Source organism: Solwaraspora sp. WMMB762, from assembly GCF_049179115.1.
Lineage (GTDB): Bacteria > Actinomycetota > Actinomycetes > Mycobacteriales > Micromonosporaceae > Micromonospora_E.
The window spans coordinates 2,518,144-2,530,333 of sequence record NZ_JBMHMD010000001.1 but is presented as its reverse complement, the minus strand read 5'-3'; the positions used below and the strand labels follow the sequence as shown (position 1 = coordinate 2,530,333).

General features: G+C 71.4%; 11 protein-coding genes. 10 read left to right on the top strand and 1 reads right to left on the bottom strand.

The features are described 5' to 3' along the window. Positions 1 to 16 precede the first annotated feature (16 nt). From ACN27J_RS11150 to ACN27J_RS11125, 6 genes are all read left to right on the top strand, one after another. Positions 17 to 1,060, top strand: coding sequence for a polyprenyl synthetase family protein (locus ACN27J_RS11150; RefSeq protein ID WP_421372192.1), 1,044 nt, complete (start codon positions 17 to 19; stop codon positions 1,058 to 1,060). 25 nt (positions 1,061 to 1,085) lie between these two features. Continuing rightward, the gene (locus tag ACN27J_RS11145; RefSeq protein ID WP_421365742.1) at positions 1,086 to 2,339 is read left to right on the top strand and encodes a glycosyltransferase family 4 protein; all 1,254 of its coding nucleotides are present in this window, start codon (positions 1,086 to 1,088) and stop codon (positions 2,337 to 2,339) included. A gap of 226 nt (positions 2,340 to 2,565) precedes the next feature. Then, positions 2,566 to 4,056: an O-antigen ligase family protein gene (locus ACN27J_RS11140; protein WP_421365740.1), complete on the top strand. Its 1,491-nt coding sequence runs from the start codon at positions 2,566 to 2,568 to the stop codon at positions 4,054 to 4,056. An 11-nt stretch (positions 4,057 to 4,067) separates the two neighbouring features. Next, positions 4,068 to 5,189 (top strand): Wzz/FepE/Etk N-terminal domain-containing protein, encoded by a 1,122-nt coding sequence (locus ACN27J_RS11135; protein WP_421365737.1) that lies wholly within the window; start codon positions 4,068 to 4,070, stop codon positions 5,187 to 5,189. Position 5,190: 1 nt separating this feature from the next. After that, the gene (locus ACN27J_RS11130; RefSeq protein WP_421365734.1) at positions 5,191 to 6,849 is read left to right on the top strand and encodes an oligosaccharide flippase family protein; all 1,659 of its coding nucleotides are present in this window, start codon (positions 5,191 to 5,193) and stop codon (positions 6,847 to 6,849) included. After that, positions 6,846 to 7,697, top strand: coding sequence for a sulfotransferase (locus ACN27J_RS11125; protein ID WP_421365732.1), 852 nt, complete (start codon positions 6,846 to 6,848; stop codon positions 7,695 to 7,697). Before ACN27J_RS11130 ends, ACN27J_RS11125 begins: the two co-directional genes overlap by 4 nt. Positions 7,698 to 8,120: 423 nt before the next feature. Here the strand turns inward: ACN27J_RS11125 and ACN27J_RS11120 are convergent, their stop codons facing one another. Next, the gene (locus ACN27J_RS11120) at positions 8,121 to 8,714 is read right to left on the bottom strand and encodes a TetR/AcrR family transcriptional regulator (protein ID WP_421365730.1); all 594 of its coding nucleotides are present in this window, start codon (positions 8,712 to 8,714) and stop codon (positions 8,121 to 8,123) included. Between the two features lie 55 nt (positions 8,715 to 8,769). Here ACN27J_RS11120 and ACN27J_RS11115 point away from each other — a divergent pair, with 55 nt between their 5' ends. The 4 genes from ACN27J_RS11115 to ACN27J_RS11100 all read left to right on the top strand — a co-directional run bounded on the left by ACN27J_RS11115 (position 8,770) and on the right by ACN27J_RS11100 (position 12,149). Continuing rightward, complete coding sequence (locus ACN27J_RS11115) at positions 8,770 to 9,594, top strand: SDR family NAD(P)-dependent oxidoreductase (RefSeq protein WP_421365727.1); 825 nt, start codon at positions 8,770 to 8,772, stop codon at positions 9,592 to 9,594. Then, positions 9,591 to 10,034, top strand: coding sequence for a nitroreductase family deazaflavin-dependent oxidoreductase (locus tag ACN27J_RS11110; RefSeq protein WP_421365724.1), 444 nt, complete (start codon positions 9,591 to 9,593; stop codon positions 10,032 to 10,034). Before ACN27J_RS11115 ends, ACN27J_RS11110 begins: the two co-directional genes overlap by 4 nt. Positions 10,035 to 10,169: 135 nt before the next feature. Further along, positions 10,170 to 11,006, top strand: a complete 837-nt coding sequence (locus tag ACN27J_RS11105; protein ID WP_421372191.1) for a helix-turn-helix domain-containing protein — start codon at positions 10,170 to 10,172, stop codon at positions 11,004 to 11,006. A 195-nt stretch (positions 11,007 to 11,201) separates the two neighbouring features. After that, the gene (locus ACN27J_RS11100) at positions 11,202 to 12,149 is read left to right on the top strand and encodes a DUF559 domain-containing protein (protein WP_421365721.1); all 948 of its coding nucleotides are present in this window, start codon (positions 11,202 to 11,204) and stop codon (positions 12,147 to 12,149) included. The last annotated feature ends 41 nt before the right edge of the window (positions 12,150 to 12,190 follow it).

Below are 12,190 nucleotides of genomic sequence, written 5' to 3'. Positions count from 1 at the left end.
GGCCGGTGCCGATGCCGTGGGCTGGTCGCTGCGGGAACGGTGCGACGCTGAACTGACGGCGTTCCTCGACCGGCAGGATCCGCACTGGCCGGACGGGGCACCGCGCGGGGTGTACGACACGCTGCGCCGGTTCGTCCTGGTCGGCGGTAAGCGGCTGCGTCCGGTCTTCTGCTACTGGGGGTGGCGCGGTGCCGGGGGAGCGGACTGCCGGGAGATCGTCGCGGCCGCCGCCGCGCTGGAGATCTTCCACGCGTTCGCGCTGATCCACGACGACATCATGGACGGAAGCGACCGTCGCCGGGGCGAGCCGTCGGTGCACCGGATCTTCGCCGACCTGCACACCCGTTCGTCCTGGCGGGGCGACTCCGGCCGGTACGGGCGCAACGCGGCGCTGCTCTGTGGAGATCTCTGCGCCGCCTGGGCGGACCAGATGTTCCACGAGTGCGGGCTCGACGCCGAGCAGATCCGGCGCGGCTACGCGGTCTTCGCCGGGATGCGTACCGAGGTGATCGCCGGGCAGTACCTGGACCTGGTGTCCGGCGTCGGCGATGGTTCGGTGGCCAGTGCGCTGACGGTAATCCGGATGAAAGCCGCCAGATACACGGTTACCCGACCATTGCAGATCGGTGCCGCCCTTGCCGGGGCCGGGCCCGAACTGCTGGACGCGTACGCTGCCTTCGGTGATCCACTGGGCGACGCGTTCCAGCTCCGGGACGACGTGCTCGGAGTGTTCGGCGACCCGGCGGTCACCGGCAAGTCGGTGCTCGACGATCTGCGAGAGGGCAAGTCGACGGTGATGATGGCGCAGGCCCGCAACCTGGCGGACCGCAGCCAGGCCGCCCGGTTGCGAGAGTTGTTCGGCAATCCGGAGCTGGACCCGACCGGGGCCGACGAACTGCGCAGCATCATCGTCGACACGGGAGCTCTCGAGGCGATCGAGCAGATGATCCGGATTCGTACCCAGGAAGCGGTGACCATTCTCGTCGATGCGTCGTTGACCCTCGAGACGCGCACGGAATTGACCGCCCTGGCTGAATCGGTGGCCGAGCGGCAGAGCTGACCCGCAGGACCCCCAAGGAGGCATCGTGGCCGTACCCCATCAGGTGACCGGTGGTTCGCACCCTGTCGACCAGCATGGTGTCGAACCGGGAACGGAGCACCGGCGGCTGCGGATAGCCATGATCGGCCAGAAGGGGATGCCGGCGACGTACGGCGGGATCGAACGCCACGTCGAGGAGCTGGCCAGCCGGCTGGCCGCTCGGGGACACGATGTAACCGTTTACTGCCGGCCCAGCTACGGGTCGGTGCCGATGGACCGGTACCGCGGCGTACGGCTGCGCCAGGTGCGGACCGTGGCCAGCAAACACCTCGACGCCATCGTGCACTCCACCACCTCGACCCTGGCCGCCATGCGTGACCGGCCGGACATCGTCCATTACCACGGTCTCGGCCCCGGCCTGGTCGCGCCGCTGCCTCGCTACCTGGCCCGCAGCAAGGTGGTGCTCACCGTGCACGGCCTCGACCAGCAGCGGGCCAAGTGGAGCCGGCTCGCCCAGACGGTGCTCGGCACCGCCCACTGGCTCAGCGGGTACGTGCCCGACGCCCGGGTCGCCGTCTCTCGCGGCCTGGCCAACCACTACCAGACCAGGTTCGGCAGTTCGGCCAGCTACATCCCGAACGGAGTCGGCATCCCACGCCAGGTCCCGGCCCGACAGATCGGCCCCCGCTTCGGCCTCACCCCCGGCCGGTACCTGCTGATGGTCGGCCGTCTCGTGCCGGAGAAATCGGCGGATCTGCTGGTCCGCGCATTCCGCCAGGTCGACACCGACCTGCGGTTGGCCATCGTCGGCGGATCGTCGTTCAGCGACGACTTCGTGGCCCGGGTACGCGCCGAGGCCGTCGACGACCCTCGGGTGGTCTTCACCGGCTTCGCGTACGGCGATCTGCTGGCCGAGCTCTACTCGCACGCCGCCGGTTTCGTCCAGCCGTCCCGGCTGGAAGGGCTGCCGCTGACCCTGCTGGAAGCGGCTTCCTACGGACTGCCGGTGGTGGCCAGTGACATCACCCCGCACGTCGAGGTGCTCGCCACCGACGGCCCTGGTCACCGGATCTTCCGTGATGGTGACGCCGACGATCTGGTCCGCGCGCTGCGCCAGGTGGCCGCCGATCCGGACGCGGAGCGCACTGGAGCAAAAGCCTTGCGTGACCGGGTTGGCGCCGAGTACACCTGGGACGCGGCCACCGCCGAGCTGGAAGCGCTGTACCTGGATCTGCTGCCGGCCCGCAAGCCGCAGCTGATCCGGCCCCGCCGCCGGCCCCGCAGCGAACCGGACGGCTGATGGCCGGCCCCGGCGTGTCGGCCCATACTGCCTCGTTGCGGATCCAGCTAGATTAGGCCGGCCCACCGGCGAACGGCGGTGGGGCCGGGCCGGCTCACCGGGACGGCAGATCGACCTCCGTCCGCCCCGACCCGGGGTCGGCGGCGGTCCGGGTATGCGGCGCGGCTCGACCCGAGAACGGGCGAAGCGGGACAACTGGCGAAGCGGGACAGCGGATCGGCGTGCGGTGACCAGACGACAGCGGGAACCCCGGCCAGCGGGCCGGCTGCTCAGCGTGCTCGCCGCGATCGCCGCCGCGGCCGTCGCCGTCGTCGCCGGCCTGGCACTCGCCGCCGGTGACCGGCGCGGCGTGGTGCTGCCGATCGCCCTCGTCGCCGGAGCCGCCGTCGGGGTGCTGGCCATCACCCGGTTCTCCGGGTACGTGATCCTGATGCTCGCCGTGCGTCCGCTGCTGGACGTGGTCAAGCTGAGCGGACCGACCGCCGGCCGGGCGGACACCGACCAGGCGTCCCGGCTGAGCGACCCGTCGACCATGGTCGCGGTGCTCTTCCTGCTCGCCGCCGGGCTCTGGCTCGCCGCCCAATTGCGCCGCAGCGGCCGGTTGCGCGGCACCCCGCTGGGCTGGGCGATGCTGCTGGTCGGCGCGACCGCGCTGGTCAGCGCGCTCGGCGCGAACCGGCCGACGCCGAGTTTGCTCGAGGCGATGCGGATCCTGACCGTGGTGGTCATGTTCGTGGTACTCGAACAGCTGATGCCCGACCGGGCGGCGGTTCGGCGGATCCTGATCGCCTGCTACGGCTCGCTGGCCCTGGCACTGCTCTACACCGTGCTGGTCAGCGCCTTCGGGCAGGTGCCGTCCGAGGTCAAAGGCCAGTTCATCAGGGTCAGCGGCCCGTTCAGCCAGTCGACCACCTTCGGCCGGTACCTGATGTTCATGATCGTCTTCGGGTTCGCGATCTACCGGTTCCTGGCCCGGCGCGCCCAGTTGGTCCTCGCCGTACTGCTCGGGCTTTCCCTGGTCTTCCTGATGCTGACCAACACCCGTTCGGCGATCCTCGGTGCGGCGCTCGGGCTGATTGTCGTCGCGGTGCTGCACCGTAGCGGTCGGATGCTCGCCACCCTGCTGGTCGTCGCGGTCGCCGGAGTCAGTCTGCTGCCCTCGGTCGGGGACAGGTTCGCCCAGCTCGCCGAGGACCGGCCCACCGGCGGCGGGCCGACCGGAAACACCCTGCAGTGGCGGGTCGACTACTGGGCGGAGATCGTCACCCTGGCCAATCGCAACCCGGTCACCGGGATCGGGCCGAACATGACCCAGCACGAGACCTCAGAGGCGAAGAAGCCGCACAACGACCTGCTGCGGGCGTACGTGGAGACCGGTCTGGCCGGGCTGCTGGCCTACCTGGCGATGCTGGTGCTGCTGCTGTACACCGCCCGTACGGCGTTGCGCCGCGCCCCGCCGGACAGCCTGGAACGCGGCGTCGCGGTCGGCTTCGCCGGCTGCGCGGTGGTGTTCATCGCGGTCAGCCTCGGCTCCAACGTCATCTCCAACGTGGTGACGCTGTGGTACTTCGTCGCGTTCGCCGCTGCGGCCAGCGCCATCGCGCACGGCCGGACGACCAGCGCGACGACCCACGGCCGAGTCGCGGACGCCATCACCCACGGCCGGGCCGGCACCGGGTCGGTGACCACCCCGGCACCACAATTTCGGTACGAGTAGGAGCCCATAGCGTGGAGATCGTCGACTACCTGCGCATCGCGCGCCGGCGGCTGTGGCTGCTGGTCGGTGTGCCGGTGCTGGCCGCCGGTGCGGCCGCGACCCTGGTGCTGATCGCCCCGCAGCAGTACACCGCGACCGCGTATGTGGCGGCACCGGCGCTGGTCGGCGGGGCGGCCGCCCAGCAGTACACCGGCAACCAGGCGGCCAACCAGTTCGCCGCCGCGTTCAGCGCCGCCGCCACCTCGCCCCGGGTGGTGGACGAGGTGACCGCCGAGACCGGCGTCGCCGCCAACCGGCTGCGGTCCGGGCTGGTGGTCAGCCAGGTCGGGGCGAGCAGCCAGATGGAGATCACCTTCGCGTCGGCGGACCGGTCGATGGTGAGCCCGGTGCTCGCCGCCACCGCCGAACGGGCCCTCGCCTTCCTCTTCTCCTCCCAGGTCGCGATCGCCACCGAGCAGGTCACCGCAGCCAGCACCGACGTCGACGAGGCGACCGCCGCGATCACCGCCTGGGAGGACGAGAACGAGGTCACCCAGCCGGACAAGATCTACCAGGCGACGCTGAACGAGCTGGCCAGCCTGCGCCAGCAGCGACTGCAGATGCAGGCGGTCGGCAACGGCCGGGGCGTCGACGCCGCCACCGAGGCGATCGAGGCCGGGCAGCGCCGACTCGACACCATCGGCCCTAAGCTGCCCGACTACGAGGCGCTGCTCGCCCAGCGGGACGCCGCGACCAGCGCGCTCTCCTCGGCCCGGCAGGGCCTGCAGGCCGCCCGGGCGCAGGCCCAAGCGGCCGATCCGACCGAGGTGACCAGCGTCGGCGCGGTCCGGGCCGTCTCCCGCACCAGGAGCCTGGTCAACACCACGGTGCCGGTCGCCGGCGCCGGGCTGCTGCTCGCCGTGGTCCTCGTCGCCATGCTGGAGATGCTCGCCCGCAACCGGGCCGGCGAACCACCGGCGTCGCCCAGCGGCGACCCCACCCCGCCCCCGGGGCCCGGTCCGACCGGCGGCGACGAGACCCGGGAGATCCCGGCCGCCCGGGTCGGCCGGGCCACCCCGGTCGGGCAGGTGTCCCGTACCGCCGGTCGGGTGTACGGCGCGGGCGGCTCGCTCGAACCGCACCCGGGGCGGTGAGGTGACGGCCGAGCCGGCCCCGGCCCCCGTCGCCGGCACCCCGTCGGGCCCTGCCCCTGGCACCCCGTCCGGCCCCGCCGGCACCCCCTCGGGCCGTGACTCCGGCGACCAGCACATCCGTGGCATGGCCCGCGGCGGCGGGCTCAACCTGGTCGGGGCGATCCTCAACCAGGGCGCGGTCTTCCTGGTCATGCTGCTGCTGGCCCGGTTCCTGGGAATCAGCGAGGTCGGCCAGTACGCCCAGTGTTACGCCGTACTGGCCCTGCTCAGCCTGCTGTCGCTGTCCGGGTTCCGGGCCGGGCTGACCCGGTTCGTCGCCGTACACCTCGCCGACGACGACCCGGCCGCGATCCGCGGCACCATCCGACTCGGCCTGGCCATCTCCGCCGGCTCGGCGACCGTGATCGCGATCGTGCTGGCCCTGGCCGCCCCCGTGCTGGCCGCCGCGCTCCACGACCCCGGCCTGGTCACCGGGCTTCGGCTGGTCGCGTTGACCCTGCCGGCGCTGACCGTCTGCGAGGCGGCGCTCGCCGCCACCCGGGGCTGGCGCACCCAGCGGCCGTTCACCCTGATCGGGCAGATCTATGAGCCGGGCACCCGGCTGCTGCTCACCGCGTTGGCCCTGATCACCGGCGTCGGGGTCACCGGCAGCTACTGGGCGCTGGTCGTGGCCGGCTGGTCGGCCGCGCTGCTGGCCCTCGGTGCGCTGGCCCGGCTGATGCGCCGGGTGGCGCCGGGCCCGGTCGTCTACCGGCCCCGGCAACTGTTCAGCTTCTCCACGGTGAGCTGGGTGTCGTCGCTGTCGTCGACCGGCCTGATCTGGGTCGACACCCTGATGCTCGGCTTCTTCGCCAACGATGAGATCGGCGTCTACAACGTCGCCACCCGACTGGTCACCGTGGCGATCTTCGTGCTCGCTCCGATCAACGCCGCGTTCGGGCCGTACCTGGCGTACCTGCACCACCAGGGGCGGGCCGACGAGGTGCGCCGGATCTACGGTGCCGCCACCGGCTGGGTGGTGCGGCTGTCGCTGCCGGCGTTCGTGGCGCTGCTGGTCTTCCCGGAGAGCCTGCTGACGGTTTTCGGCGGCGGGTTCGCCGCCGGTGCGGCGGTCACCCTGGTCCTCGCGGTCGGGCAGTTGGTCAACGCGGCCACCGGGCCGTGCGGAACGGTGCTGAACATGTCCGGCCGGGTGGCGATCAACATGTACGACAACATCGCCGCCCTGCTGCTGAACATCCTGCTCAACCTGTGGCTGATCCCGGCGTACGGGATCATCGGGGCGGCCATCGCCTGGGCGTTCTCCCTCGCGGTGGTCAACGTCGCCCGGGTGCTGCAGGTGCGGGCCCTGATCCGGGCGGTGCCGGTGACCGTGGGCATGATCAAAGGCCTCGGTGCCGGGCTGGCCGCGCTGGCCGCCGGGCTGGTCATTCGGCTGCTGCTGCCCGGCTGGCCGGAGCAGCTGCTGGTCGGGCTGCCGGTGGTGGTGACCGTCTACGTTGGCGTGGTGCTGGCGCTCGGCCTGAGCCGGGAGGACATCATGGTGCTGCGTACCCTGCGCCGGGGTGGCCGGCGCGGCGGGGCCGGCCGTCCCGGCGGCGCGGACGGCCAGGGCCGTTCCGGTGAGTCGGCGGCGGATCTGCAGGAGGTGACGCGTTGACCGGCAACCGGGGGACCACCGACCGGCTGCGCCGCACGGTACGCGGTGCCCGGGCCTGGGCGCGCACGATGGTCCCCGGCCAGCTCGGCGCCCTGCCGGACTTCCTGATCATCGGTGGGCAGCGCTGCGGTACCACCTCGTTGCACCACTATCTCGCCGCCCATCCGCAGGTCCGCCCGGCCACCGGCAAGGAGCTGCAGTACTTCAGCATCCACCACGGACGTGGCGAACGCTGGTACCGGGCGCACTTCCCGGCCCGCCCGGCCGATGTGCGCAGCTTCGAGGCCAGCCCGTACTACCTGTTCCATCCGAGCGTGCCGGCCCGGGTCGCCGCCGGTTTGCCACAGGCCCGGTGCATCGCCCTGCTGCGCGACCCGGTCGAGCGGGCCTACTCGCACTACCTGCACACCCGCTCGTACGGTGCCGAACCGTTGCCGTTCGCCGACGCGGTCGCCGCCGAGGAGCAGCGGCTGGCCGACGCGCTGCGCGACGGGCCGGACAGCCCGGCCGCGCACACCGCGCTGCGCAACCACTCGTACCTGGCCCGGGGCCGTTACGCCGAGCAGTTGCAACGCTGGTACGCCGTCCTGCCGGCGGACCGGCTGCTGGTGCTGCGCAGCGAGGACATGTACGCCGACCCGGCCGGCGTCTACGACCGGGTGCTGCGCTTCCTCGGCCTGGATCCGTTCACGCCGGCGGGGTTCGCCCAGCACACCCGGCGGACCGACCGGGGGCCGGGGGAGCTCACCGACGCGCTGCGTGCCCAGCTCGGCGGCTATTTCGCCCCGCACAACGCCGACCTCGCCGACCTGCTCGGCTGGCCACACACCTGGTCGCCCCGGAGTTGACCGACGCTCGGTCGCGGCTCCGCTGATGCCGGCGGGCTTGCCGTCGGCTGAGACACTGGGTGTCTCCGGCCAGAATGGCGGTTGTCCGTTGCCGTCTCGACCCCGTAAGCCGCTGCGTCCCTGCTGCTCGTGTTCTGCGGGGAGTGGCGGTTTCCTGCACCCTGTGTCTGACGGCCGCCGTGCTGGAGTTCCGCAAGGATCCGCTGCAGCAATCGGGGCGCGGGTGTTCGGGCTCACCGGCCGGCTCTACTCGGGACATCACCGCCAGGGCGGTGTCCTGCCCGCAGTGACCTCGGAGCAGCCGCCCACCGCCTTATGATCACATCCCGCCGCGTCATGATCACATGACGAAAATTCGGCCGACACGCCGACCGGCCCCCAGCAGAGCATCAAGTGATCATGATCCGGCGGCAAGGTCATGGCTCAGGATCCGTCGACTGGTGCACGGGTGAGTACGCCGTGCAGTACCTGGTCGGTGAGTTGGTCGCGGAACCGGGCGTCGGTGGGGTCGGCCCCGGCGACGGATCGGCCGAGCACGGCGAGCAGCAACGCGCCGAGGATGGCGTTGGCGGCGTTGGCGGCGTCGTCGACGGTGACCGCACCGACGGTGCCGGCCTCGGCGAGGAGTTCCCGGAGCGGGCCGGCGATCCATCTGTCGTTGGCGGCCATGACGTCGGTCATCCGGCCGGTGGAGCCGAGGGCGCTGAGCAGGCCGGCGCAGATCCCAGGGTGCTGTGACAAGTAGGCGGCGAGAGCCGTCACCATCGCCCGTAGTCGCTGCGCGGGTGGGTCGGTGGGGTCGATCGAGGCCTGCACCGCCTGGGCTCCGTCGTGGGCGTGCGCGGTCAGGAGGTACGTGAGCAGGTCGTCGCGGCCGGCGAAGTAGTAGTACAACGTCGCTCGCGATGCCCCGACCATGCCGGCGATGTCTTCCAGACGGGGCGCAGGGTCGCCGTGGAGCACCTGCTCGCTGACGTCGAGCAGGCGTCGCGCAAGGTCGGCCGGAGGGTTCTTCACGTTGGCACAGCCTATCCGCTTGTCCTGGACCAGAATCCAGATTACAGTCTAAATCATGGTTGAAATCAGATCCTACGGTCCGTGGGCGCTGATCACCGGTGCCTCGTCCGGCATCGGTGAGGCGTTCGCCGAGTACCTCGCCGCTGCCGGGCTGCACCTTGTTCTGGCGGCCCGATCCACCGACCGGCTCGAAACCCTCGCCACCGCGCTGACCCGTGCCCACGGCATCAGTTGCCGGGTGGTCACCGTCGACTCCGGCAGGACCGAGGCCGCCGCCGAGCTCGTTGACGCGACCGCGGATCTCGACGTCGGCCTGCTGATCTCCAACGCCGGCACCGGCCGCCCCGGCCCGCTCCTCGACCAGGACCTCGCCGACCTGCACCGGCGGTTCACCATCAACGCCACCACGCACCTGGATCTGGCCCACGCCTTCGGGCGGCGGTTCGTCACCCGTGGCCGGGGCGGCATCATCCTCGTGTCGGCACTGGGCGCGGTGCACGGGCTGCCGAACATGGCCCACGAGAGCGCAGCCAAGGCCTACGTGCTCAACCTCGGCGAGGCCCTGCATCACGAGCTCGCCGCCGGCGGCGTCAACGTCACCGTGCTACTACCGGGCAACGTTGACACCCCGATCATCGACGCCTACGGCATCGACCGTGCGGCGATGCCGATCCGGCCCCAGCCGGTCCAGACCGCCGTACGGGAAAGCGTGGCCGCGTTCCTGCGCGGCCGGCCCACCCACATCCCGGGTCGGTCGATGCGGATCATGACCCGGCTGCTGCCCCGGACCCGGTCGATCCGCCTCAACGGCCAGATGCTCGGCCAGGCCGCCCGCCGCCTCGCCGCCCGGGAAGCCACCACCACGGTGGCCCCGTCGTGAACGCCGCTGCCCTGCCCGCCGGGGTGGAGCGGGTCAGCCGGATCCCGTACCGGTTGCTCAGCTGGGGGGTGCCGATGGGGCCGCTGACCCTGCTGCGTACCCAGGGCCGGCGCACCGGCCTGCCGCGTACCGTGCCGGTCGTCACGCTGCGGCACGCCGACCTCGACTGGCTCGTCTCACCGTTCGGTGTCACACAGTGGGTGCGCAACATCCGCGCCAACGGCCGCGCCGAACTCGGTCGCGGACACCGGTTCCGCACTGTCGGCATCGTCGAGGTCGACGGCGAAACCAAGCTGGACGTTCTGTATCGCTACCGCCGCGCGTTCGGGTTCATCCCGTTCGTCCGGCAGGCCTTCGACGCCACCCCCGGCGACGGTCCGTCCGGGTTCCTCGCCGAAGCGGACTGCCACCCGGTTTTCCTCCTCCAGCCGCGCGGCTGACCCGCTCACTCGCTGGCGAGGCCCCGCGCCTGTCGCATCAGCCACGGGGGCGGAGCACGTAGACAGCCGAACTGCCTGATCCACTGTCCAGTTCGGCTGTCTGCAGGGCGACATTCCGGCGACACAAGGGCTACGATCACTCGCATGACGACCACTCCGAACGCGACGTTGCGGGCCGTGCGGATGGGCCTGCTCATGAGTCAGGACGACTTCGCCCGCGCACTGCGGCAGGCAGGGGATCGCGCCGGAATGCCCAACGATGCGAACAAGCGCCTCGTGCAACGCTGGGAGGCTGGGGCGATTACCTCGCCCCGTCCGGCGTACGCGCGTGCCCTGGAGTCGGTCACCGGCCTGCCGATCAGCTCGCTCGGCTTCACTGTGGCGGTCCCGCATGCCCGCAGCGCCGACGCCAGCGAGGATGGAACCGGCGGCCGGAGTGGCGAGGGCGGTGACGAAGCGCGGGGTGCTCAGGTGCCGGCGACCGGCCAGGCGTCCACTCCGGTGCCGCGCGGTGGCCCTGCCCTGCGGACCGCGCCGACCGGCAACTACTCCGGGGTGTGGCTGTCCAGGTACGAGTACTACAGCTCGGGTCGTGGTGCCACGTTCACCGGTCGGCACTACGTCGTGCTGCTGCAGCACGGTGACCGGCTCACCGTACGCAGTCTGCCCGGTTCCTCCGACGCGCCGCTCACCATGGACCTGACCGTCGACGGCAACGTGGTCACCGGAACCTGGGTCGAGCAGACCGCGCCGCAGGGCTACTACCGGGGCGCCCGTTACCACGGCGCGATCCAGTTGCTGACCGAGCCGACCGGGCGCCGGCTGGCCGGCAAGTGGATTGGGTTCGGCAAGGAGATGGACGTCAACACCGGCCCGTGGGAGCTGGTGTTCCAGGACGCCAGCACGAACAAGGCGACCCTGGCCGCCTACGACCGCCGGCCCGAGCCGGAGCAGCAGCCCGCCGCCTCATGATCAGTGGCTGCCCTCATGATCAGATGATGAAAATTCGGCCGACACGCCGACGGGCGCCCAGCAGACTGTCAAGTGATCACACGTCGATAGCGCATTACCGAGGCAGACAGCAGCCTGTCCACAGTCAGGAAGCTGTCCACAGTGCGACCGCAGCTGGGCCGTCCAGCGGCCGAGGTCGCGGCAGCGTAGCCGAGCATGAACGAGGTGATCGAGGAGCTGTGCCGGCGCAGCGGCGGTGTGGTGGCCCGTCGCCGGGCCCTTCAGATGGTGCCGCGCTGGGTGCTGGACGACGCGGTACGCGCCGGTCGACTGCGGCGCGTTCTGCCGGGCGTCTACGTCACCACCGAGTTGATCGACGACAACCGTGGCGGAGTGCCGTCGATCCAGTTGCTCGCACCGCAGCTGCGTCGGCGTGCGGTGCTGGCCCACGCCGACGGTCGGGTCGCGTTCAGCCACACCACCGCACTCGGTCTCTGGGGGCTGCGCCAGCAACCCACCGACGAGGCACTGCACCTGACGGTGCCGATCGGCGTGGGAATTCGCAGCCAGGCCGGCCTGACCGTGCACCACCGACCGGCGTTCGCCGTCGGTCCGCCGCAGGTGGTGGTACGCGACGAGGCGCCGGTGACGCGGCTGGAACGGAGTCTTGTCGAGTCCTGGCCGCTGCTGTCGGCCGCCGACCGGCCGGCTCCGCTGATCCGGGCTGTCAACGACAGGTGGACGAACGCGGACCGGATCTGGGCAACTCTCGATGAGCTGCCGCGACTCACCGACCGGGCCGGGTTGCGGACGCTGCTGGCGAAGCTCGCCGCCGGCTGCCGCAGCCAGCTGGAGATCTGGGGCCACGATCACGTCTTCGTCGGTGCCGGGATGCCAACGTTCCAACGCCAGCAGCTCATCCGGGTCGGTGGCCGCACCATCTACCTGGACGTGTACGCCGAGCGGGAACGGATCGACTTCGAGCTCGACGGAGCCGCCTCGCACGGCAGCCCTGCCCAGCGTGAGATCGATCTACGGCGCGACGCGCTGCTGGCCACCGTCGGCATCCAGGTGGTGCGGTTCGCACACCGCCGGCTGGTGACCGAGCCGCAGCAGGTCCGCCGCGAGATTCTGGCCATCCTCGACGGACACCGGAGCCGGTGATCAGCCTGAGCGCGCTGATCAGCCTGAGCGCGCTGACCAGT